This window comes from Bacillus sp. B.PNR1 (genome assembly GCF_030386235.1).
GTDB classification, from domain to species: domain Bacteria; phylum Bacillota; class Bacilli; order Bacillales; family Bacillaceae; genus Bacillus; species Bacillus stercoris.
This window is the reverse complement of sequence record NZ_JANYMN010000002.1, coordinates 723,132-744,605: the sequence shown is the minus strand read 5'-3', so window position 1 is coordinate 744,605 and position 21,474 is coordinate 723,132. Positions and strand designations below refer to the sequence as shown.

The window sequence follows — 21,474 nt, the reverse complement described above, 5'->3', positions numbered from 1 at the left end:
CTTCCTTATAGCAGTTTTGAGATTATTTATCGTTCAGTGCAGCTACCCCTGGAAGCTCTTTGCCTTCCATAAACTCAAGGGATGCGCCGCCGCCTGTTGAGATGTGGCTCATTTTGTCAGCAAGGCCGAATTTTTCAACCGCTGCCGCAGAGTCTCCTCCGCCGATGACAGAGTATGTATCTTTCGGCTCTGCCAATGCTTCCGCAACCGCTTTTGTTCCTTGAGCGAACAAGTCGATTTCGAATACGCCCATCGGTCCGTTCCACACGACAAGTTTGCTGTTTTTGATGACGTCAGCATACGTTTCGCGTGTTTTCGTACCAATGTCGATTGCTTCTAAATCACTAGGGATTTCAGAGATCGGCACAATTTTCACGTTTGCATCGTTAGAGAAATCATCTGCAACGAGTACATCTTCAGGCATGTAGAAGTTAACGCCTTTTTCTTTAGCGCGGTCCATAAATGATTTCGCAAGCTCGATTTTATCTTCTTCAAGAAGAGATTTACCGACTTCATAGCCAAGCGCTTTTACGAAAGTATAAGCAAGACCTCCGCCGATGATCAGGTTGTCTACTTTATCAAGAAGACTTTCGATAACACCGATTTTGTCTTTTACTTTCGCTCCGCCGATGATCGCCGTGAACGGGCGGTCAGGGTTAGAAAGCGCTTTTCCGAGTACATCAAGCTCTTTTTCCATTAAGAAACCTGCAACTGCTGGCAGATGCTCGGCAATTCCAGCTGTAGATGCGTGAGCACGGTGGGCAGCACCGAATGCGTCATTTACATATACATCTGCAAGCTCAGCAAATGCTTTTGCAAGCTCAGGATCATTTTTCTCTTCACCAGGATAGAAACGTACGTTTTCCAATACAAGAACGTCTCCGTCCTTCATCTCGGAAATTTGTGCTTTTACAGCATCGCCGTAAGCTTCATCCGCTTTTTTCACTTCTTTGCCAAGCAGTTCGCCGAGACGTGCAGCGACAGGAGTTAAACGAAGCTCCTCAACCACTTCGCCTTTCGGGCGGCCTAAGTGGCTCGCAAGAAGGACTTTTGCGCCTTGTTCTGCAAGGTGTTTGATTGTTGGAAGCGCAGCACGGATACGTGTATCGTCTGTTACTTCCCCGTCTTTCATTGGAACGTTAAAGTCGACGCGGCAGAATACAACTTTGCCTTTTACGTCGATGTCTTTGAGAGTTTTCTTATTCATGCCTAGGAGATCCTCCTTCAAAATGGTTTGCATACAGCACGAAAAACGTGAAACCGTCTGGTCAAGCGATAACGCCGCTAGGGCAGATCGCAGTCTTTTTTCGGCACAGGGCAGTTCGTCTAAAAGCCAGGGCAGCGGCCTTAGGCGAAAGCGCCGGCAAAGCTGCTAAAAACGCGGTCGTTTCTCTTTCACAGAGCGTTTTCTGAAAGCCGGTCTTCATGGAAAAAGGGAAAGGGAGTCCGTCCCCTTCCCTTGTCCGCTTTCATTATAGCGCTTCTATTCAAAAGAACCAAGTCAGGTCCTTTTTTAGCTATAAATTAAAGACCTTTTTTTGCGATGTAAGCTGCAAGGTCAACAACGCGGTTAGAGTAGCCGCTTTCGTTATCGTACCAAGAGATTACTTTTACCATGCTGCCTTCCATAACCATTGTAGAAAGAGCATCAATTGTAGAAGAGTTTTTGTTTCCGTTGTAGTCGCCAGAAACTAATGGCTCTTCGCTGTAGCCAAGGATTCCTTTAAGGTCGCCTTCAGCTGCTTCTTTAAGAGCTGCATTTACTTCTTCAGCTGTTACTTCTTGGTTCAGTTCAGCAACCAAGTCAACTAGAGAAACGTTTGGAGTTGGAACACGCATTGCTCCACCGTTCAGTTTGCCTTTTAGTTCAGGAAGAACTAGAGAAACTGCTTTAGCAGCACCAGTTGATGTTGGGATGATGTTTTCAGCTGCTGCACGCGCACGACGGTAGTCTTTGTGCGGAAGATCAAGGATTTGCTGATCGTTTGTGTAAGAGTGAACAGTTGTCATCATACCGCGTTTGATGCCGAATTTATCGTTAAGTACTTTTGCAAACGGCGCAAGGCAGTTTGTTGTGCAAGATGCGTTAGAGATAACATCGTGGTTAGCCGCATCGTATTTATCTTCGTTAACACCCATAACGATTGTGATATCTTCTTCGTTAGCAGGAGCAGAGATGATTACTTTTTTCGCGCCAGCTTCTAAGTGTTTCGCAGCGTCTGCGCGTTTTGTGAAGAAACCAGTAGATTCAACTACGATTTCAACGCCTTGTTTGCCCCAGCTAAGTTTAGCAGGATCGCGTTCTGCAGAAACTTCAATTGTTTTGCCGTTAACAACAAGGTTGTTACCGTCAACTGAAACTTCAGCGTCTAATTTTCCGTGTACAGAATCATATTGTAAAAGGTGAGCCAGCATGTTAGCATCTGTTAAATCGTTAACCGCTACTACCTCAACTTCAGGATTGTTTAATGCTGCGCGGAATACGTTACGTCCAATACGACCAAAACCGTTAATACCGACTTTTACTGCCATGATTGTTTCCTCCTTTAAATAAGTGAGAGATATTTATATTGAGGGATTATTCATCCCTTAATAACTTCTTTGCGGCTCCTTCGTCTGTGACGAGAACCGTGTTGCGCGGCTTTTTAAAGTAAGCCTCGATCGCCTCGGCTTTTGATGATCCGCCCGCTACCGCAATAATATCGGGAATGGCGTCTATGTCATCCAGCTGCATTCCGACAGAATGCACTTTGTGGACCACTTCGCCGTCCGCATTAAAATAGTAGCCAAACGCTTCTGTCACCGCGTCGTTATCATCTATTTTCTTTAAGTCTTCTAAAGGTGTGTTTCTGCGCTGAGCCATAGTTTTAGCTTCGCCGATTCCGTGAACCAGCATACTCGCTGATTTAATGGTGTTCAGCACCTCTTTGACAGAAGGCTCTTCAATAATAGATGAATAGGCGCCTTGTGACAGCTGTCCCGGAACAAACAAAAGTCGGTAAGTGCCTGAAGCCTTCTCCGCCATATGCGCGCATATGGTGTTCGCCTGGTTTTTCACGTCTTCGCCTAAACCGCCTCTTGCAGGCACAAACAAAAGCTCGCGGTTTTTAGAATCCGGCGTCATCATTTCGGCGACAGCTTCAATTGTCGTACCGCCAGTTACAGCGACGATATTTTTGCCTGAAAATCTTTTTTTCATACATGCGACAGCCGCTCTACCCATTTCTTTTTTGACCCATGGAGAGTGATCGCTGTCTCCGGATACGATAATGACATCCTTTAGATTTAAACGTTCTTTTAATGTCTTTTCCAAAAGCGTCAAACCTAAAACATCTTTCATTGTATCTTCCAGAACAGAAAGCAGTTCATAGCCCTCTTCTGTCAATGTCATGCCGTTTGTCTTAATATCGACCAGGTTCTGTTCCTTTAAAAACTGAACCTCGCCCCTCAGCACACGCTCGCTGATTTCGAGACTGGCAGACAGGCTTCTTCGCCCGATGGGTTCTGTCAGCCTGATATACTGCAAGATTTCAAACCTCTTTTGCATAACGAGCAGAAGATCAGGCAATAATTTTTTTTGAGCTTGTATTAACTGGTTCATGACTCAAACGTTCCTTCCTTTTTTGCTGGACATTATATGTCCCGCTATGACAAAAAACGTCCCATCATAGCCAAAAAAAATCATTTCTGCTTTCTTTAATTATTTTAACAGGGTGGAATTGTTTATTCAACTGTTAAGAGCCAATTCATCGACAATATTCGCAGAGTTTTCATGCCGCGGCGTTTTAACTAGCACTATTTTTCCCTATATATCTTTATCTTATACAGAAATCGCCAAATGGTGCATCCCAATATAAACAGCCCTTCCCAGAGAAAGGGCTGTTCTTTTAAAGCGTTTTCATTTTATCCAGAGCTTTTCAATTTCTTCAAGCGATTTGTTCTTCGTTTCCGGGCAGATTGTTACGACAAACAGAAAGCAAAGGATGTTAATCACCGCGAAGATCCAGAATGTATAGGCGAGCCCGAACGAATCAATCATCATTGGCACAAACTGTCCGATCGCCCAGTTTGCTCCCCATAAAAAGATGGTCGCAATGCCCGCAGCCCGCGCACGCAGATGGTTCGGGAAGATTTCAGAAATCATAATCCATGTGATCGGTCCAACCGAGACACAGAAAGCAGCGACAAAACCTAATATAAGGATGATCATCATGATCCCGCTTGTTAACTCAAAATAAAACGACGTCCCGATTAAAATCATAAAAATAGCCATAAAAGCAGAACCGATGGACATCAGTTTTTTTCGTCCGACTTTATCAATCAGCAACACCGCAATAACGGTAAAGATGACTTCTACAACTCCGACGATACAAGTCGTCACGAATCCGGCGTTTTGCCCGAATCCCATCATTTTAAAGATTTCCGGCCCGTAGTAAGTAATGGCGTTCATGCCGATGACTTGGTTAAACAGCGCCAGCAGGATTCCAATGAAAAGCGCCTTTCTGAGACCCGGCTTAAACAGCTGGGAGAGCGACCCCATTTGTTCTATTTTTAAAGAGTTCTCAATGTTCTTTAATTCTTCTTTTGCAACAGTTTCTCCATTAATACGTGTCAGAATCTTTAAAGCTTCGTTTGTTTTGCCCGCTTTCGCCAGCCATCTCGGGCTTTCCGGGACGACGAGCAGGACAAGGAAAAAGATGACGGACGGCACCATTCCATAAGCAAGCATCCATCTCCAGCCGGTGTGCACGCCCCATTCGTATGTTCCGGACCGCTGCACAGCCAGATTAATAAAGTATGTTGCGGAAATACCCAGGATCGTAAAGAGCTGATATAAGGATGATAAACTTCCGCGTATGGCGGGCGGCGCCGCTTCTGTAATGTACGTAACAGAAAGCGATGATCCCATCCCGATTCCCAAGCCCCCGATAATCCTTGCAATGATCAAAGTGGACACGTCTTGAGAAAGCGCTGAAACGATTGCTGATATCGCAAATAACAAAGCGGCTGTCATTAAAATTTTTCTCCGGCCGAATCTGTCACTTAAAAATCCGGATATCCCGACGCCCACAACTCCTCCAATCATAATGCTTGAAATGACAAGTCCCTCCATAAACGGACTCAGGCTGTATAAATCTTTCAGAAAACCGATGGCGCCAGAAATCACCGCCGTGTCATAGCCATACAATAAGCCGCCAAGCCCGGCCGCGCATGAGATTAAAATGACAAATCCCATTGAATGGCTTCTTGTTACAGGAACATTTGGTTCTAATTGAGTTGGAGTATTCTTCATTTCCCTGCCCTCCCGAAATGTTGAGTAAAGCGTTTTCATTTCAACCTGTAATTGTACGTACTTATATTAAAATTTAACGAAAATTACATTTAATTAGTACGTACAAATATAGAATAATCTTGTTTGTATTTTCTGTCAATGTTTTCTTACAAAGAACGCTATGATATACTAAAATTTGTCCGTATACATTTTGGAGGAATGGATATGTTACCAAAATACGCGCAAGTAAAAGAAGAAATTAGTTCATGGATTAATCAAGGCAAAATACTGCCCGATCAAAAAATCCCTACCGAAAACGAATTAATGCAGCAATTCGGCGTCAGCCGGCATACCATTCGCAAAGCGATCGGAGACCTCGTATCACAAGGTCTGCTGTACAGCGTGCAAGGCGGAGGCACCTTTGTCGCTTCACGCTCTGCGAAGTCAGCGCTGCATTCCAATAAAACGATCGGTGTTTTGACAACCTACATATCAGACTATATTTTCCCGAGCATTATTAGAGGAATCGAGTCCTATTTAAGCGAGCAGGGATATTCTATGCTTTTGACAAGCACAAACAACAACCCGGACAATGAAAGAAGAGGCTTAGAAAACCTGCTGTCCCAGCATATTGACGGACTCATCGTAGAACCGACAAAAAGCGCCCTGCAAACCCCAAACATCGGCTACTATCTAAACTTGGAGAAAAACGGCATTCCTTTTGCGATGATTAACGCGTCATATGCCGAGCTTGCCGCACCGAGTTTTACCTTGGATGATGTGAAAGGCGGCATGATGGCGGCGGAGCATTTGCTTTCTCTCGGCCACACGCACATGATGGGTATTTTCAAAGCTGATGACACACAAGGTGTGAAACGGATGAACGGATTTATACAGGCGCACCGGGAGCGTGATTTGTTTCCCTCTCCAGATATGATTGTGACATTTACAACGGAAGAAAAAGAATCAAAACTTCTGGAGAAAGTGAAGGCCACACTGGAGAAAAACAGCAAGCACATGCCGACAGCCATTCTTTGTTATAACGATGAAATTGCGCTGAAGGTGATCGATATGCTGCGGGAGATGGATCTAAAAGTGCCGGAGGATATGTCTATCGTCGGGTATGATGATTCACATTTCGCCCAAATCTCCGAAGTGAAACTAACCTCTGTCAAGCACCCGAAATCCGTGCTCGGTAAAGCGGCGGCGAAATATGTGATTGACTCCCTTGAGCATAAAAAGCCAAAGCAAGAGGATGTTATATTTGAGCCTGAGCTGATCATTCGCCAGTCCGCACGAAAACTGAATGAATAAAAAAAGCAATGTATGGGTCTCCCCGCTACATTGCTTTTTTTATAGCTGTTATCTGTTTTCCCAAACATCAGCGATGATTTCAAACGAACGCATTCTGTCTGCGTGTTCATAGGTTTCTGAGTTGACCATAATTTCGTCAGCCTGTGTCGTTTTGACGAAGTCTTCAAGCTTCACCTTCACTTCTTCCGGCCCTCCGACAATCGTGGAGCTTAGCTGCTCATTGACCATCGCTTTTTCATACGGGCTCCAGATTTGGTCCATATCCTCAACAGGCGGTTTCAGCTGGTTCGGCGTACCGCGGACAAGATCAAGAAATCTTTGATAATGTGAAGTCGCAAGGTGCTGCGCTTTCTCGTTTGTATCTGCCGCGATAATGGTGACGCCGACCATCGCATACGGTTCGTCGAGCACTTCAGACGGCGTGAAGGAATTGCGGTACAGCTCTAAGGCAGGAACCGTATTCGCCGGCGAGAAATGGGCCGCGAACGCAAACGGAAGACCAAGTTCACCTGCAAGGCGGGCGCTGAAGCCGCTTGAGCCCAGCAGCCAAATCGGCACATCTATGCCCTCTCCGGGAATGGCGCGGACTTGATTGCGCACATTTCCCTTTGGTTTAAAGTAATTGCGCAGTTCCTCTAATTGTTCAGGAAAATCTTCACCGCTGTTGATGTTTCTGCGGAGCGCTCTTGCTGTCAATTGGTCCGTTCCCGGCGCACGTCCGAGCCCCAGGTCAATCCGCCCGGGATACAATGTTTCGAGTGTGCCGAATTGTTCAGCAATGATTAATGAAGAGTGATTCGGGAGCATAATGCCGCCGGAACCGACGCGGATTTTCTTAGTGCCTCCGGCAATATGGCCAATCAAAACTGCGGTGGCAGAGCTTGCCACACCTTCTATATTATGATGCTCAGCAAGCCAGTAACGGTGATAGCCCCATTCCTCCGCACGGCGCGCCAAGTCCATGCTGTTTCGGAATGATTCCGCGATCGTTCCTCCCTGAACAACCGGAGATAAATTCAAGACAGAAAGCAAGGTATCTTTGCGTTGGTTGTTAGACATATTGTTCTCCTTTGCAAATGTGTTATCAGGAAACAGCCCAAAGCTGTCAGGTCATGATCGAATGTACTTCTATCACACCATAACACAACTGCATTCAGGAATAAAAGAATTTGATTCGATGAAATTCGAACAATATAAAACGAACGGTTTGGTACGTTATTCTGCTCTAAACAGCTCCTTAGCCATCTCAATAAAGAGCTTAGCCGCCAGAGAAGCCTCCTTCAGCGACGGAACAGCTAGCTGCACATCACGGTATACCTGCGGGTCCAACTCTCTGGTCACCACATGCTCCGGCAGCGGCATGTGCGACATGGACATTTCTGATAAAATCGCGAGACCCAGTCCTTCTTTGACCATACTGATCGAGGTGTTCATGTTATAGACTGTGAAAGCGGCGTTCAGCGTAGCGCCCGCTTGCCTGAACATATCGTGAAAAGGTGATTCATAGCCGCCGTCGCAGACGATCATCGGTTCATCATCGAGATCTTTCAGCGTAATGGCTGAACGGCTGCAAAGCGGGTGATCATCCCTGAGCACGACAGCCATTTTGTCTTTTTTCAAATGAATATACTCCATCTCCTCTGTTGGATACAGAAGAATGCCGACATCTATCATCCGCGTGTGAAGCCACTCCTTGACTTCATTTACAGTTCCCTCGTGCAGCACAAGCTCCAGTTTCGGATATTTTTGTTTAAATTCACTGATCAGCTTCGGCATAAAATAAGCCGAGGCAGTTGAGAATGTGCCAATATGGATCGTACCCAGTTCAAGCCCTTTTTCCGCAGCTGCGACCTGCTCAACTTTTTCAATGCCTTTTAAGACTTCCCTGATGTGTACTAAGATCTGTTTTCCCGTATCAGTCAGCATCAGGCCATTGCGGCGGTCACGAATAATCAGCTTTACATCAAGCTCAGCTTCGATTGCAGAAATCGCATGGCTGACAGCCGGCTGTGTCATGTTCAGCGCCTGACCCGCTTTTGTAAAGCTTCCCGTTTCAGCTATTTTGACGAAAACCTTTAATTGTGTAATAGTCATAACAATTTACTTATGCTCCTCATAAAAAAGATTCATTTTATTTATCTTATGTTCTACCGTATCATATGATGGAAAAGTTCTACAAGGAGTGAATGAACAATGAAGCAGCTCTCAAAAACGCGGACAGCTCTCCTGCTCGCATTTCTCGTCATCATGTGGGGCGTCAATTGGCCGCTGTCCAAAGCCGCGCTCGCCTATTCGCCGCCCTTATTATTCGCGGGCATCCGAACGCTGATCGGCGGGCTTTTATTAGTCATTGTCGCACTGCCGCGTTTTCATAAATTACGTTTAAAAGAAACGTGGCCGATTTATCTTGTTTCTGCACTTTTAAATATTACGTTATTCTACGGCCTGCAAACGATCGGGCTGAATTATCTTCCGGCCGGCCTGTTTTCTGCAATCGTCTTCTTTCAGCCTGTTCTGATGGGCGTATTTTCTTGGCTGTGGCTCGGCGAATCCATGTTTGTATTGAAAGTGATCGGGCTCATCCTCGGTTTTGCGGGAGTAGCCGTCATTAGTGCCGCGGGCTTTGGCGGGCATATTTCTGTCATTGGGGTTCTGCTGGCGCTTGGCTCCGCAATCAGCTGGGCGCTCGGAACAGTATATATGAAAAAAACAGGCAGCCGCGTCGATTCCATCTGGATGGTCGCCTTGCAGCTGACGATCGGCAGCGTGTTTCTGCTTATATCCGGTCTTTGGACAGAAAGCTTTTCCGCGATCCAATGGACAGCTCCGTTTATCACGAGCCTGCTGTTCATCTCTGTATTCGTTATCGCACTCGGCTGGCTTATCTTTTTTACACTTGTCGGTTCAGGAGAAGCAAGCAAGGTCGCATCTTATACGTTTTTGATTCCGCTCATATCGATCGTGGCCAGCTCCATTTTCCTGCATGAACCGCTCACCCTTAGCCTCTTGGCAGGGCTGCTGCTGATTGTCACAAGCATCTGTCTCGTGAATACAAAATCAAAAGCGCAGAAAGCAGCGGCGATTGGCATAAATGAGAAAGCTGCACAATAATAAAAACCCTCTTGCCGGATGCGGCGAGAGGGTTTCTTATCTACTGGTGTTTGCGTCCTTTGACCAAATACGCAACGGTAATCAAAAGGTAGATCGCCGCAGTAATGCCGGTAATGACAATTGACGTTGTCATGACGACCCCGATCAGAATGGCGAGTAATGCCACAATCGCAAACCATGTCGTGTATGGGAACCATTTTACATAATAAGCCGGTTTTTCCGTTTGCTGTTTTCTCGATTTCAAATGAGCGAATCCGATGATCAGCCAAATGAATAAAACGGTATATCCCAATGATCCCATTAAATAATTAAATGTTTGGCTTCCCGCGAACAGAGAAATCAACACGCCAATATAGAGAGAAGAAGTGCACATCAGAATTGCAAACATCGGTACGTTTTTTGATGAAAGCTTGGAGAAGACCTTCGGAAGCCTTCCGTCACTTGCCTGTGTATACAAAATGCGTGATGATCCGTATAAACCAGAATTCATAGAAGAAATGATCGCCAGCAGGATAACTGCGTTCATGATATGATCAGCGCCCGGAATGCCTACCATTTTAAAGACCATCACGAAAGGACTTTCCGGAACGGAATTGACTTGGTTCCACGGAATCAGGCTGACGATGATGAAAAACGGCAGCAGGTAAAACGCGACAATCCGTGTCAGTGTGCTGCGGACAGCTTTCGGGACAACCTTTTCTGGATTTTTTGTTTCAGCAAGTGTCACTCCGATAATTTCTGTACCGCCGTAAGAGTAGATGACGACAAGCATCGCCGTAATCAGCCCTGTGCCACCGTGCGGGAAAAACCCGCCGTGCTCTGTCAGGTTTGAAAATCCGGCAGCTGTATGATCACCGAATGATACGAATAAAAGCAATAACCCTAAAATAATAAAGACAATAATAACGGTAATCTTGATCATGGCCAGCCAATATTCAGTTTCGGCGAAGATTTTAACAGAAAGCAAGTTTACGATCGTGACGATAAGAGAAATCCCCAATGCCAGCACCCAGATCGGGCAGCCCGGGAGCCAGTATTGAATGAATATCGCAGCTACAACAGCTTCAGCCGCAATGTTGAGCACCCACATTTTCCAGTAGATCCAGTCTAAGAAATAAGCGGCGTAATTCCCTAACACCTGCTGGACAAGGTCCCTGAAAGTTCTGGCGTTGCGGTTTCGAACAGCCATTTCCGCGAGCCCCTGCATAATAAACAGCAAAATAATCCCGCCAAGCAGGTATGCGATAATGACAGATGGCCCTGCCACATCGATCGCTGAGCTGCTCCCCTTAAATAAACCTGCGCCGATTGCTCCGCCCAGCGCCATCATCATAATATGGCGGGACGTCATCGTGCGTTTTAACGTTTGATTGTCGTTTTTCATCCTCTGCTACCTCTCCTTCTCGTTTTCAAAAACAAAAAAGCCCGCCGTTCCTTATCTAATCTAATAGATAAAGAGACGACGAGCCTTCGGCTGACCGCGGTACCACTCTTGTTGATTCTTCATGAAGAATCCTGCTTTTGACCTGTAACGAAGGTTAGCCGTTAAAACATAGGGAATATTCAATCTATTCCGTTCTGTCTTACCACTCCCGGGCGAGTTCAAAGAAGAATCAGGCTGCGTCGCACCACCCCGCAGCTCTCTGTTCTGATTACTTTCTTTTACTGCTCCCAATCTATGCGTTTTAGTTTTCTGAAAAACTCAAATTTTATGATCTGAATATATTAACATAATATACGTGCTTCTCTTTTCCCTGTCAATAACTTCAGAGAAAAAAGAAACTGTTATTTTGTCCCTTTTTGAATGGCTTTCCAAAAGGATTCTGACTCATTTCCTAATGCGTAGACTGAAACACCTGCTATTTTATATTGCTTTGCCAAATGGCTTTTCGTTTGAACGGTTTTTTCGTTTTCATACCACACGACATGTTTATGCTTCTTTTTGTCAACATAAGAAAACGTCATTGAACCTGCTTTTTTGTTGAATGCCGGCTTTGCTTTTTGCTTTTGGATGAGGGATTTGAGTTCATTCCATTCCCTCACAGAGCTTCCGCTTCCGTCTTTTACATCCCAGTCATAGCCGTATGCAGGGATGCCCATGATGACTTTATTGGCTTTGATCTTTTTGACTGAAAACTGCAGAGAGCTTTTGATCCAGTTTGTGCTTGCCACTGATCCTGGCTCACCCCAAATGCCGTGTTCGTCGTAGGTCATGACTTGTACGAAGTTGGCATATTTGCCGATTTTCGCATAATCATACGGCCAGCTCCAGTCATCATTTTTATCATCAGCGCTTTTGGCCGGAACGGATACCATTGTTTGAATATGTTTCTTTTTCAAAGCCTGTGAGACATCTTGAATAAAACGTGAGTATTTAGATCGGTCTTCTGGATTCACTGCTTCAAAATCGATATTGATACCGTAGTATGAGTGCTTTTTCGCCAAAGATATGAGCTGATCAGTGAATCGTTTTTTCGCTGTTTTATTACTCATGACCCGACTTGCCAAATCTCCATCAAAGTCATAAATGGCATCATTATAGTTTGAAATGACAGCCCATGTCTTGATTTTTTTCTTATTCGCATATGTCAGCTGCTTGCTCGGGGCATCGCCAATGATTTGTCCGTTTTTTTCAAACGCAAATGTATCGGTTGCGATGGCATTCATGTATGTATGATATTTCGTAAGAGAATTGTATGAAGCCGTATCCCCAGTCGTGTAGCCTAATGTCATACCGGCTGCCTTCGCTTCTCCTTTTGTATACATAAACAGAACAATCGCAATCGCCAGTGAAACCGCTATGATCAGCCATTTTTTCATCACATTTCCTCCTGTATCAAGTCATACTCTTCTCATCGGCCAAAAAATTGGAAGTTGAAGTTTTTTTCAAGCAAAAAGCCCGGCATATGCCTGCCGGGCTTTCTGAGTTTAGCGGTCAGAGACGAGAATATAGGCTGCCTTTACTGGCCCGTGCACTCCTACAACTAAATCCATTTCAATGTCGGCTGAGTTGCTCGGTCCGGTAATGTAGTTGATACATGAAGGAACAGTGACACCGTCTGCAATGTTTTGGCGGATAATATCACTGGCTTGTGTCATTCTTGGCACAATGCTTGATTTCGGCACGATCGCAATATAAGTCGTCGGCAGAAGGCTGACAGATCGGCCGATGTCTTTTGAGGAGAAGAGGACAACCGTCCCCGACTCAGCCAATGTAATTTCGCTGAATGTAATCCCTACATTGGCTTGCTCCGCTTTTTTGATATTTTCCTGGCCTTTGTCAGCATCCCACTCCCAGACTGGCGTTCCCTCGCTCGGCCAATCCTTGGTGAGCAGGCTTTTCAGTCCGTATGCTTCAAAGCGGGTGTCCTTCGGAATGATGACAGGGCCTCCGGAGAAGCGGCTGACTTGCTCGCGCAGGGCATCATAAAGGCCGGTTGAATCCGTTTCAATCAGCTCTGTATGGATTTTGACACAATGGTTTTTGAGCACTGTGACTAAGTCATCCGCTGAATATCCCTCAAGTGTTTTATATTGCGGCTGATGCGCCCACTCAGGAACTGCCACGCCTCCTGTTCTTCTTTCACGGCCAAGGCTAGATGCGATTCGGTTTAAAAAGCTCTCTTGATTCTGAATGGTTCCCTTCGTCATCACTGCTCCTCCTTCGTGCGTTCACTTGTTTCTCTGTCTGCAAACCAGTCTCTGAATCTCGATTTATGCGGTGCCGGGAAGTCGCGGATCTGTGTCCAGCTTTTGAGCGGGCCGGGACCCTTCGAAATTTTTTCGTCCTCTGTAAAAGGTGTCATGGCGGCCGGCGCCCATTTTGAGCCCATTTTGTATAGTGACAAGGAGGATGCGCCAAGTCCGAACGCTTTCATCGCAAGCTTTTCACTGATCGGCGCTCTGCCTTCTTTTTCGACGATGTTTTGGCGATGCTTGAGAAGGAGCTCGTGCAGCGGAATTTTGACCGGGCAGGCTTCTGTACAAGCAGCGCACAGTGAAGAAGCGTACGGCAGCTCCTTATAATCGTCATAACCGCCGAGCAATGGCGATAAAACCGCTCCGATCGGCCCCGAGTAGATTGAGCCGTATGAGTGTCCGCCGACATGGCGGTACACAGGGCAGACATTGATACAGGCGGCACAGCGGATACATTGCAGCACAGACTGGAATTCTGTTCCTAGGATGTTGGATCGTCCATTGTCAACGATGACAAGATGGAATTCTTCCGGACCATCCACTTCACCTTCCAGCTTCGGACCCGTTAATGCTGTAATATAACTTGTCAGCCGCTGTCCGACAGCACTTCTTGTCAGCATGCTGACAAGCACTTCAAATTCAGAAAATGACGGGACAATCCGTTCCATTCCCATGACGGTAATTTGTGTTTTCGGCAAGGTGCTCACAAGCCGTCCATTTCCTTCATTGGTCACAAGGCTGACAGAACCCGTGTCCGCAATGGCGAAGTTACAGCCGGTAATGCCGATATCCGCTTCCAGAAACTTTTTCCGGAGAATGGCACGCGCATGCATGACAAGCTCTTCCGGTTTTTCTGTATGTTGATAGTCCAGCCTTTCTTTAAACACATCGCGTATCTGCTCTTTATTTTTATGAAGGGCGGGCGCGACGATATGTGACGGTGGATCGTGATCATCAATCTGCAAAATATACTCGCCGAGGTCGGTTTCGACGACTTCACAGCCTTCCTTCTCCAGCACCTCATTCAGATTGATTTCCTCTGTAACCATTGATTTTGATTTTACGATTTTCTTCCCGTTCTTCTTTTGAATGACGTCGCGAATATAAGAAGACGCCTCTTCCGCTGTTTCCGCGAAATAGACATGTCCGCCTCTTTTCGCCACATTTTCGGCAAGCTGTCCGAGATAGAAATCAAGGTTTTCAAGGACATGCTGCCTGATTTCCTCTGATAAAGAACGCCACTCCTCCCAGTTTCCCAGTTCTTCTGCCGCCTCTAGGCGCCGCGTCCGCAGACGCTCCTGTGCACCTGAAACAGCGCCTCTCATAAATTCATTATCAATCCCCTGTGATACCCGCTCTTTAAAAGCGTCAGTACCGATTTTCATCGCCATGATCCTTTCCCCCTCTGAATCCAGTTTTATCTGCTGTTGAGCACTTCGGCGATGTGCATCACTTTGACATTCTTATCTTTTCGGTCAAGCCGTCCCCCGATATTCATCAAACAGCCGCAGTCAGCGCCGATCAGCACCTCTGCTCCCGTTTCCTCCACACATTCGACTTTTTCATCGACCATCTGCTCTGAAATCTGCGCCATTTTGACGGAGAACGTTCCTCCGAATCCGCAGCAGTTATGTTTGCCCGGAAGCTCTGTAAACTGCAGTCCCTTTACATGGCTCAACAGCTTCATCGGCTCCTCCCGAACCCCGAGCAGCCTTGTCATATGGCACGACGTATGTAAGGTCGCTCTCGTATGAAGGGTCGCGCCGACATCCTCTACCCCAAGGACGTTCACGATAAAATCTGTCAGTTCATACGTTTTATCCGCCAGCTTTTGCGCTTTATCGGCCCATTTCGGATCATCCGCAAACAAGTGCGGGTATTCCCGGAACATCGTTGTGCAGGAACCGGAAGGACTGACAACATATTCGGAATCCTGAAACGTTTCGATCATCCGTTTCATTGCTTTTTTGGCGTCATGTACATAGCCGCTGTTGTAAGCCGGCTGCCCGCAGCAAATCTGCCCCTCCGGAAAATCAACCTCGCACCCAAGCCGCTCCAGCAGCTCAACCGTTGCTTTTCCGACATTTGTTTGAAACATATCAACAAGACAAGTGACAAAAAGTGAGACTTTCATGATGAACCCCTCTCTCATCCCCAATATATGATCAGGTCATCTGATGACCTGAGTTAAAATAACTATATGAATATCGTACACTATTCTGATAATGGAAGGGAAGGGTTTTCTGGGGATATTTTCATTAGCGGGCATATCAAAAACACTCCTGATCTCCCAGGAGTGCATAAATGGTGAAAAGTATACGGTGGTTAAATCCAGCCCTTTTCCTCAGCAATGCTGGCGGCTTCTGTCCGGTTTTTCGCATGAAGCTTTTGGATGATTTCTGAGATATAGTTTCGGACTGTGCCTTGAGATAAATAGAGCTCCAGCGTAATGTCTTTTGTTGTCTTGCCTAAAGCCGCAAGCCTCAGAATTTCTTGTTCTCTAACGGTTAGGGGATTTTCGTCTCGCATCATATTAAACGTCAGCTCGGGGCTGAAGACACGTTTTCCCTCTACACATTTTCGAATGGCATCGGCCAGATCGTCAATTTCTCCGTCTTTCAGCAGATAGCCATGTGCACCGGCTTTTACCGCACGTTCAAAATATCCGGGGCGGGCAAAGGTAGTTAAAATAATGACCTTGCTGACGCAGCCTTTTTTCATTAATTCCTCTGCCACATCCAGTCCGCTTCGAACCGGCATTTCAATGTCCATGATGCATACATCCGGCTCCAGCTTCAAAATAGCATGTAGCGCCTCTTCCCCGTTTAATGCTTGTCCGATGACTGTCATATCCTCTTCTAAATCAAGCAAAGATCCCAAAGCGCCTAAAAGCATTCGCTGGTCCTCAGCAATAAACAGACGAATCATTCTTTTCGTCCTCCAATCATTCTGCTTTTTTAATCAGCGGAATCGTCAGAGTCACAACCGTTCCGTTATGATCTGAAACTGTTAATCCCCCTTCAATGAGCATGAGCCGTTCTTCCATTCCCCGCAGGCCATTCCCAAAGGTTTTCCCCTTCGCTGCTCCCTTTCCGTCATCCCGTATCACGATCCTCATTTTGCCAGCAAACTGAGAAATGGTGATGGCGCAGTGAGTTGCTTTGCTGTGCTTGATGATGTTAGTCACGGCTTCCCGCATACACATACTGATAATATTTTGAGTGACGGGAGATATCGCTGAAAAGTCGTCGGCTCCTTCGTATTGAAAGGTAATGTTCCCCACCCTTAAAATGTGCTGAATGTTTACGAGCTCCTCTGTTATCGTGACCGTCCTCATATCAGAAACCAGCTCTCGGACTTGCTTGAGTGCGGCTCGCGAGCTGGTTTCCATTTCTTTTGCCTCATGCTTGGTCCGTTCTGCATCAGATGCAGCCAGCCGCTGAATGAGCTGGCTTTTTAATGTAAGCAGCGACAAGGTATGGCCAAGAGTATCGTGAAGATCACGGGCGATTCGAACACGCTCCTCTCTTTTAGAGAGTTCTTTTATCTGTTCGTTGGCTTGTGCCAGCTTAGCTTCAAGCTCAATTCTCCGAAACATAGAACGAATGCCGAATGGAGAAATGAGCATGATGACGAGAAACGGGAGAACAGAAAAAAGCTCCCGAAGCGTGACTGAATTCACGATAAATTGGTATAGGCATGGAAAAAGCAGGATAAAGATTAAAGCGCAGAACGCACGGTTAAAATTCGTTTTCTCTTTGTAATAACCAACAAAGTTTGCCGGGAAAAAACCTAAGTATATATAGGTGATATTGTAAAACACACTATATATCAAAATAACCGCCATTTGAACGATAAGCCAATATGTAAACGAAGCTCTGCCCACGCAGCAGAATAACTGGCGATATGCCGCGATAAATAGAAGCAGGATGCCATATCCAATGACCTGTTTGATGCCTGATTCTTTCAATAAAGAGAGGAACGGCATAATGGTGTACACCAGAAAGATATAAGGGAAAAACCCGAATTGCTTCGGGAAAATTGATATTGCCTTTTTCATGTATTACACCGCTTCTTGTTTTCTTCTAATATATTTAGATAGTAGCATGAAGAACATCATATAAGCGATTAATATCAGGATATTTTTCCAATCCGGACTCCCGCCCCGCACTAGTTCCCACGCGCCGCTCCCGAAATGATAAGACGGAAGCCACTGGCCAATGTTCTGCATCATGTCAGGCATGACCTCAAACGGCATCCACATCCCCCCGCCTAAAGCCAGCAGCATATAAAGCACATTACTGATTCCGGCCGCTGTTTCTACTTTTCTCATGAGGCCGATTAGTGTGCCTAATGCTAAAAAAGGCAATGCGCCAAACAAAATCCACAGTCCGCTCATCATCCATTCAAACGGTGACAAGGCAATGTCATTGATCATTGCGCCGAACAGAAAAATGACGGTAATCGATAAAACGTGAATGACACTTTGTCCGATCATCTGAGCTAATAAATAGATATGATCTGGAAGAGGCGTAAGGCGGATAAAGGCAGTCCAGCCTTGTGACCGTTCTTGAACCATACGGATGCCCAGTGTCATGATAGAGGAACCCATCACGCTGAAGACTGTCATTGACATTAAGTAATGGGCGTCCCATGCACGTTGGTCGGGAACGTTGGTATTCACTACATTGGTAAAGAGATAATAAAAGACTATTGGCATGATCAGCGACCAAAGCACAAAATACTTGTTCCTAAGCACCCTTTTCATTTCAGCTATGCTTTGCTTCTGCAGCATGTTCACTCACATCGCCTCCCTGTTTCCGTCAGCCAGCCGGCGAAATGCCTCATCGAGCGTCCCGTGTTCAATTCGAATATCCCGTGCTGGGATGTTTTCTTGAAAGATCAACGCCAACACTTTGTCTGTATTTGATGTTTGGATGATGATTCTTTGATGCCTGCGGAACACTCGCTCTACTTCCGGGTGCCGAGACAGCTTTTCCAACGATTCATCTGAATGGAGCGCAAAGGAAACAGACTGTTTTTGAATTCTTGAGCGGATTTGCATCGGTGAGTCATCTGCCACAAGCCGTCCATCAGCAAAAAATAAGATTCGCTGTGCGGCATCGTCTGCTTCCTGTAAATAATGCGTTGAAAAAATAATCGTTTTTCCTTGGTCCGACAGTCCGTGAATGGTCTGCCAGAATCGATGTCTTGATGAAGTGTCCATGCCGACTGTCGGTTCATCAAATATAAGCAGCTCCGGATTCCCGGCAAGAGCCAAAGCAAAGCTTAAACGGCGTTTTTGTCCGCCGGATAATTTTTCTGCTCTTGTTTTCAAATCTTCTTTGGTGAGTGCTGTTAACGAAACGAGTTCTTTCATGGACAATGGATTCGGATAATAGCTCCGGAAGAGTTCAAGGATTTCATCCACCTTAAGGCCCGGCATGACACTTACTTCCTGAAGCATTACACCTATTTTTTCACGAACCTGTTGATCATCGGGAACCCGGTTAAATAGTTTGATTTCTCCCTCACTCGGTTTCAGCAATCCTAATATCATAGAGATGACGGTCGTCTTCCCTGCCCCATTTGGCCCGAGAATGGCTGCAATTTCTCCTTTTTCAATACTGAAGCTGATGTGGTTTACAGCGGTTTTTTGCTGGAACTGTTTTGTCACGTTGCTTACTGATATTGCCTCATTCATCACATGAGCACCTCCTGATAGCTTACATTGATTGTAAAATGCCGGAGCAGCTGTTGTTAGTATGGGGTGTCATGATGATGGAGTGACAAATGTCATTTTCTTTCTCACCGTTAGTATCTAGGCAATCCTCCTGCATCTTCCAATTCATCCACCTTTTCTATCACCCATGTCCTCTTTCTTTTAAACTGCTATGACTTTCATAGAAAGATACACTTTTCAAAGCATGCGAGTGTTATGATAGACACATTGAACTTTATATTACTTTCCGGCTGAAAGGAGCCAATCATGAACGAAGCGATTTTGTCTAGAAATCATGTGAAGGTGAAAGGCAGCGGCAAAGCATCTATCATGTTCGCACCCGGTTTTGGATGCGATCAAAGCGTGTGGAATGCCGTAGCACCGGCCTTTGAAGAAGAGCACCGGGTCATTTTATTTGATTACGTCGGTTCGGGACATTCAGATTTGCGCGCATATGACCTGAATCGCTACCAGACACTTGACGGCTATGCCCAAGATGTCCTTGATGTTTGTGACGCTTTAGATCTGGAGGAAACCGTGTTTGTGGGGCACTCCGTCGGAGCCGTGATAGGGATGCTTGCATCCATCCGCCGCCCGGAGCTTTTTTCCCAACTGGTGATGGTAGGGCCTTCTCCTTGCTATTTGAATGATCCGCCTGAGTATTATGGAGGATTTGAAGAGGAGCAGCTCCTTGGTTTGCTGGAGATGATGGAGAAAAACTATATCGGTTGGGCAACTGTATTTGCGGCAACCGTTCTGAATCAGCCAGATCGGCCTGAAATTAAAGAAGAGCTGGAAAGCCGTTTTTGTTCTACTGACCCTGTCATTGCCCGCCAATTCGCAAAAGCGGCGTTTTTTTCTGATCACCGGGAAGATCTTTCGAAGGTAACGGTTCCATCTCTTATTCTCCAATGTGCAGATGATATCATCGCACCTGCAACAGTAGGTGATTATATGCATAAGCATCTGCCTTATAGCAGTCTGAAACAAATGGTGGCCCGCGGACATTGCCCTCATATGAGCCATCCAGATGAGACGATACAGCTGATCGGTGATTATTTAAAAGCTCACGTGTGATAGCGGAACAAAAAGGATAGAGGTGACCCTCTTAATGGACAAACAATTGAATGATGCACCATGCGGTTTCCTCACTTTGTCAGAAGAGGGGTCGATCATAGCTGCCAACCGTACCCTTATCAATATTCTGGATTATGAACCGGAGCAGGTTATCGGCCAGCATATGAATACGATGTTGACCATTCCCGCACAGCTTTTCTGCCAGCTTTATTTTTTTCCGCTTTTGAAATTGGAGCATCACATCGAAGAATTATACATTTCCCTGAAAGCAAGAGATGGAGAAGAAGTCCCCGTCCTTATCAATGCTATTGCGAGACACAGTAGCGGGGCCTCTGTCTTTGATTGTGTTCTTATTCCAATGCGAAAGCGAAATGAATATGAAAATGAGCTGCTGATAGCCAGAAATGAAGCTCAAGAAGCGTTGCTTGCCAAACAGAAAGCCAATGCGGAGTTAGAGATTGCCTTGGAAACGCTGAAAGCAAAACAAGAAGAACTTCTTGAGATCAATAAACAAAATCAACAATTTAAATTAAACACCAAAAGAGAGCTTGAACTCGCCAGAAAGATCCAGAAAAACTCGTTGACTGAACCGATTGTAAACGATCAGGTGCAGATTGACTCTTATTACAATGCATCGAGTGATTTGTCAGGGGATCTTTACGGATTCTATCAAATCGATGAACACCGTTACGGCATTATTATCCTTGATGTGATGGGGCACGGGATTTCATCGGCATTGATTACGATGTCACTTCATCCTTTGTTTCAGCGCCAGATCACGCAAGGTCTCAGTCCCGTTAATGTCATGAAAGAATTAGACCGGCACCTTCACAGCTTGTTTCAAAATGATGAGGAAGCAAGACATTATTGCACTGCTATTTATCTTGAGATTGATATAGCAAGGCAAAGCATTGATTATGTCAACGCAGGGCATCCGCCGGCACTATGGCAGGACGATAGCGGAACTCAACATCTGCTTCACGCGACCTCGCCTCCGATCGGGATGTTTGAAGACTTAGTGTTTCAGTCAAGCAGCCTTTCATATACGGATGGCGGGAGACTGCTTCTATATACGGATGGCGTGATGGATCCTACGGCTTCATGCTATTTATTTGATTTACTAAAAGAGCATCCTGATTCGCCGATCACTGACCTGAAGGAGAAAATCCTTACATCGCTCCAGCATCAAAAGGAAGCTCATCATAAGAGTGATGATGAATGTTTTATATTAGTGGATGTAAAATAAAATGATCCATGAGACATAACAATGATTTGTTAC

Annotated in this window: 19 protein-coding genes and 1 other annotated feature; of the genes, 4 read left to right on the top strand and 15 right to left on the bottom strand. The window is 45.7% G+C overall.

Going from position 1 to position 21,474, the window contains the following annotated elements; translation table 11 throughout:
* Positions 1 to 22 precede the first annotated feature (22 nt).
* The 4 genes from NZD81_RS15075 to araE all read right to left on the bottom strand — a co-directional run bounded on the left by NZD81_RS15075 (position 23) and on the right by araE (position 5,293).
* Positions 23 to 1,207, bottom strand: coding sequence for a phosphoglycerate kinase (locus NZD81_RS15075; protein ID WP_282373546.1), 1,185 nt, complete (start codon positions 1,205 to 1,207; stop codon positions 23 to 25).
* 317 nt (positions 1,208 to 1,524) lie between these two features.
* Complete coding sequence (gene gap / locus NZD81_RS15070) at positions 1,525 to 2,532, bottom strand: type I glyceraldehyde-3-phosphate dehydrogenase (protein ID WP_003219957.1); 1,008 nt, start codon at positions 2,530 to 2,532, stop codon at positions 1,525 to 1,527.
* 46 nt (positions 2,533 to 2,578) lie between these two features.
* On the bottom strand, positions 2,579 to 3,601 hold the full coding sequence (gene cggR / locus NZD81_RS15065) for a gapA transcriptional regulator CggR (protein ID WP_014665418.1): 1,023 nt from the start codon (positions 3,599 to 3,601) through the stop codon (positions 2,579 to 2,581).
* A 297-nt stretch (positions 3,602 to 3,898) separates the two neighbouring features.
* Positions 3,899 to 5,293: an arabinose-proton symporter AraE gene (araE, locus tag NZD81_RS15060; RefSeq protein WP_147772542.1), complete on the bottom strand. Its 1,395-nt coding sequence runs from the start codon at positions 5,291 to 5,293 to the stop codon at positions 3,899 to 3,901.
* Between the two features lie 204 nt (positions 5,294 to 5,497).
* Here araE and araR point away from each other — a divergent pair, with 204 nt between their 5' ends.
* Entirely contained in the window at positions 5,498 to 6,586 is a 1,089-nt protein-coding gene (gene araR, locus NZD81_RS15055) for an arabinose utilization transcriptional regulator AraR (RefSeq protein ID WP_069838708.1), read from the top strand.
* A 48-nt stretch (positions 6,587 to 6,634) separates the two neighbouring features.
* On the opposite strand, the gene NZD81_RS15050 is transcribed toward araR, so the two are convergent.
* Together NZD81_RS15050 and NZD81_RS15045 are read right to left on the bottom strand one after the other, a co-directional pair.
* Positions 6,635 to 7,645 carry an LLM class flavin-dependent oxidoreductase gene (locus tag NZD81_RS15050; protein ID WP_282373553.1) on the bottom strand — a complete coding sequence of 337 codons (1,011 nt, stop codon included), beginning with the start codon at positions 7,643 to 7,645 and terminating at the stop codon, positions 6,635 to 6,637.
* 156 nt (positions 7,646 to 7,801) lie between these two features.
* A complete protein-coding gene (locus NZD81_RS15045; protein ID WP_040081784.1) occupies positions 7,802 to 8,680 on the bottom strand; it encodes a LysR family transcriptional regulator in 879 nt (292 codons plus the stop codon).
* Between the two features lie 99 nt (positions 8,681 to 8,779).
* Here NZD81_RS15045 and NZD81_RS15040 point away from each other — a divergent pair, with 99 nt between their 5' ends.
* Positions 8,780 to 9,697, top strand: coding sequence for a DMT family transporter (locus tag NZD81_RS15040; protein WP_014665423.1), 918 nt, complete (start codon positions 8,780 to 8,782; stop codon positions 9,695 to 9,697).
* A 40-nt stretch (positions 9,698 to 9,737) separates the two neighbouring features.
* Here NZD81_RS15040 and NZD81_RS15035 read toward each other — a convergent pair whose 3' ends face one another.
* From NZD81_RS15035 to NZD81_RS14995, 9 genes are all read right to left on the bottom strand, one after another.
* Entirely contained in the window at positions 9,738 to 11,081 is a 1,344-nt protein-coding gene (locus tag NZD81_RS15035) for an amino acid permease (protein ID WP_014665424.1), read from the bottom strand.
* A gap of 68 nt (positions 11,082 to 11,149) precedes the next feature.
* Positions 11,150 to 11,385 (bottom strand) — a binding site (T-box leader).
* 97 nt (positions 11,386 to 11,482) lie between these two features.
* Positions 11,483 to 12,517, bottom strand: coding sequence for a glycosyl hydrolase family 18 protein (locus NZD81_RS15030; protein ID WP_014665425.1), 1,035 nt, complete (start codon positions 12,515 to 12,517; stop codon positions 11,483 to 11,485).
* Between the two features lie 108 nt (positions 12,518 to 12,625).
* The gene (gene lutC / locus NZD81_RS15025; protein ID WP_069150338.1) at positions 12,626 to 13,348 is read right to left on the bottom strand and encodes a lactate utilization protein LutC; all 723 of its coding nucleotides are present in this window, start codon (positions 13,346 to 13,348) and stop codon (positions 12,626 to 12,628) included.
* On the bottom strand, positions 13,348 to 14,787 hold the full coding sequence (lutB, locus tag NZD81_RS15020; RefSeq protein ID WP_014665427.1) for a lactate utilization iron-sulfur protein LutB: 1,440 nt from the start codon (positions 14,785 to 14,787) through the stop codon (positions 13,348 to 13,350). The genes lutC and lutB overlap by 1 nt, the downstream gene beginning before the upstream one ends.
* 26 nt (positions 14,788 to 14,813) lie before the next feature.
* A complete protein-coding gene (gene lutA / locus NZD81_RS15015) occupies positions 14,814 to 15,530 on the bottom strand; it encodes a lactate utilization iron-sulfur protein LutA (RefSeq protein ID WP_136653762.1) in 717 nt (238 codons plus the stop codon).
* Between the two features lie 191 nt (positions 15,531 to 15,721).
* Positions 15,722 to 16,324 carry a two-component system response regulator YvfU gene (yvfU, locus tag NZD81_RS15010; protein ID WP_040081775.1) on the bottom strand — a complete coding sequence of 201 codons (603 nt, stop codon included), beginning with the start codon at positions 16,322 to 16,324 and terminating at the stop codon, positions 15,722 to 15,724.
* A 16-nt stretch (positions 16,325 to 16,340) separates the two neighbouring features.
* Positions 16,341 to 17,456: a two-component system sensor histidine kinase YvfT gene (gene yvfT / locus NZD81_RS15005; RefSeq protein WP_040081774.1), complete on the bottom strand. Its 1,116-nt coding sequence runs from the start codon at positions 17,454 to 17,456 to the stop codon at positions 16,341 to 16,343.
* A 3-nt stretch (positions 17,457 to 17,459) separates the two neighbouring features.
* Positions 17,460 to 18,197 (bottom strand): ABC transporter permease, encoded by a 738-nt coding sequence (locus NZD81_RS15000; protein WP_014665431.1) that lies wholly within the window; start codon positions 18,195 to 18,197, stop codon positions 17,460 to 17,462.
* The gene (locus tag NZD81_RS14995; RefSeq protein ID WP_082032948.1) at positions 18,198 to 19,103 is read right to left on the bottom strand and encodes an ABC transporter ATP-binding protein; all 906 of its coding nucleotides are present in this window, start codon (positions 19,101 to 19,103) and stop codon (positions 18,198 to 18,200) included.
* A 282-nt stretch (positions 19,104 to 19,385) separates the two neighbouring features.
* Here NZD81_RS14995 and rsbQ point away from each other — a divergent pair, with 282 nt between their 5' ends.
* A complete protein-coding gene (rsbQ, locus tag NZD81_RS14990; RefSeq protein ID WP_014665433.1) occupies positions 19,386 to 20,195 on the top strand; it encodes a sigma factor SigB/phosphatase RsbP regulator RsbQ in 810 nt (269 codons plus the stop codon).
* Between the two features lie 34 nt (positions 20,196 to 20,229).
* Positions 20,230 to 21,441 carry a phosphoserine phosphatase RsbP gene (gene rsbP, locus NZD81_RS14985; RefSeq protein ID WP_014665434.1) on the top strand — a complete coding sequence of 404 codons (1,212 nt, stop codon included), beginning with the start codon at positions 20,230 to 20,232 and terminating at the stop codon, positions 21,439 to 21,441.
* Positions 21,442 to 21,474: the final 33 nt, after the last annotated feature.

Bases quoted from the DNA above. Each gene is read 5' to 3' on its own strand.
- cggR (WP_014665418.1), bottom strand. From the start codon at position 3,601: ATGAACCAGTTAATACAAGCTCAAAAAAAATTATTGCCTGATCTTCTG.
- NZD81_RS15045 (WP_040081784.1), bottom strand. From the start codon at position 8,680: ATGACTATTACACAATTAAAGGTTTTCGTCAAAATAGCTGAAACGGGA.
- gap (WP_003219957.1), bottom strand. From the start codon at position 2,532: ATGGCAGTAAAAGTCGGTATTAACGGTTTTGGTCGTATTGGACGTAAC.
- araR (WP_069838708.1), top strand. From the start codon at position 5,498: ATGTTACCAAAATACGCGCAAGTAAAAGAAGAAATTAGTTCATGGATT.
- lutA (WP_136653762.1), bottom strand. From the start codon at position 15,530: ATGAAAGTCTCACTTTTTGTCACTTGTCTTGTTGATATGTTTCAAACA.
- yvfT (WP_040081774.1), bottom strand. From the start codon at position 17,456: ATGAAAAAGGCAATATCAATTTTCCCGAAGCAATTCGGGTTTTTCCCT.
- NZD81_RS15050 (WP_282373553.1), bottom strand. From the start codon at position 7,645: ATGTCTAACAACCAACGCAAAGATACCTTGCTTTCTGTCTTGAATTTA.
- lutB (WP_014665427.1), bottom strand. From the start codon at position 14,787: ATGGCGATGAAAATCGGTACTGACGCTTTTAAAGAGCGGGTATCACAG.
- rsbQ (WP_014665433.1), top strand. From the start codon at position 19,386: ATGAACGAAGCGATTTTGTCTAGAAATCATGTGAAGGTGAAAGGCAGC.
- rsbP (WP_014665434.1), top strand. From the start codon at position 20,230: ATGGACAAACAATTGAATGATGCACCATGCGGTTTCCTCACTTTGTCA.
- lutC (WP_069150338.1), bottom strand. From the start codon at position 13,348: ATGACGAAGGGAACCATTCAGAATCAAGAGAGCTTTTTAAACCGAATC.
- NZD81_RS15035 (WP_014665424.1), bottom strand. From the start codon at position 11,081: ATGAAAAACGACAATCAAACGTTAAAACGCACGATGACGTCCCGCCAT.
- NZD81_RS15075 (WP_282373546.1), bottom strand. From the start codon at position 1,207: ATGAATAAGAAAACTCTCAAAGACATCGACGTAAAAGGCAAAGTTGTA.
- yvfU (WP_040081775.1), bottom strand. From the start codon at position 16,324: ATGATTCGTCTGTTTATTGCTGAGGACCAGCGAATGCTTTTAGGCGCT.
- NZD81_RS15040 (WP_014665423.1), top strand. From the start codon at position 8,780: ATGAAGCAGCTCTCAAAAACGCGGACAGCTCTCCTGCTCGCATTTCTC.
- NZD81_RS15030 (WP_014665425.1), bottom strand. From the start codon at position 12,517: ATGAAAAAATGGCTGATCATAGCGGTTTCACTGGCGATTGCGATTGTT.
- araE (WP_147772542.1), bottom strand. From the start codon at position 5,293: ATGAAGAATACTCCAACTCAATTAGAACCAAATGTTCCTGTAACAAGA.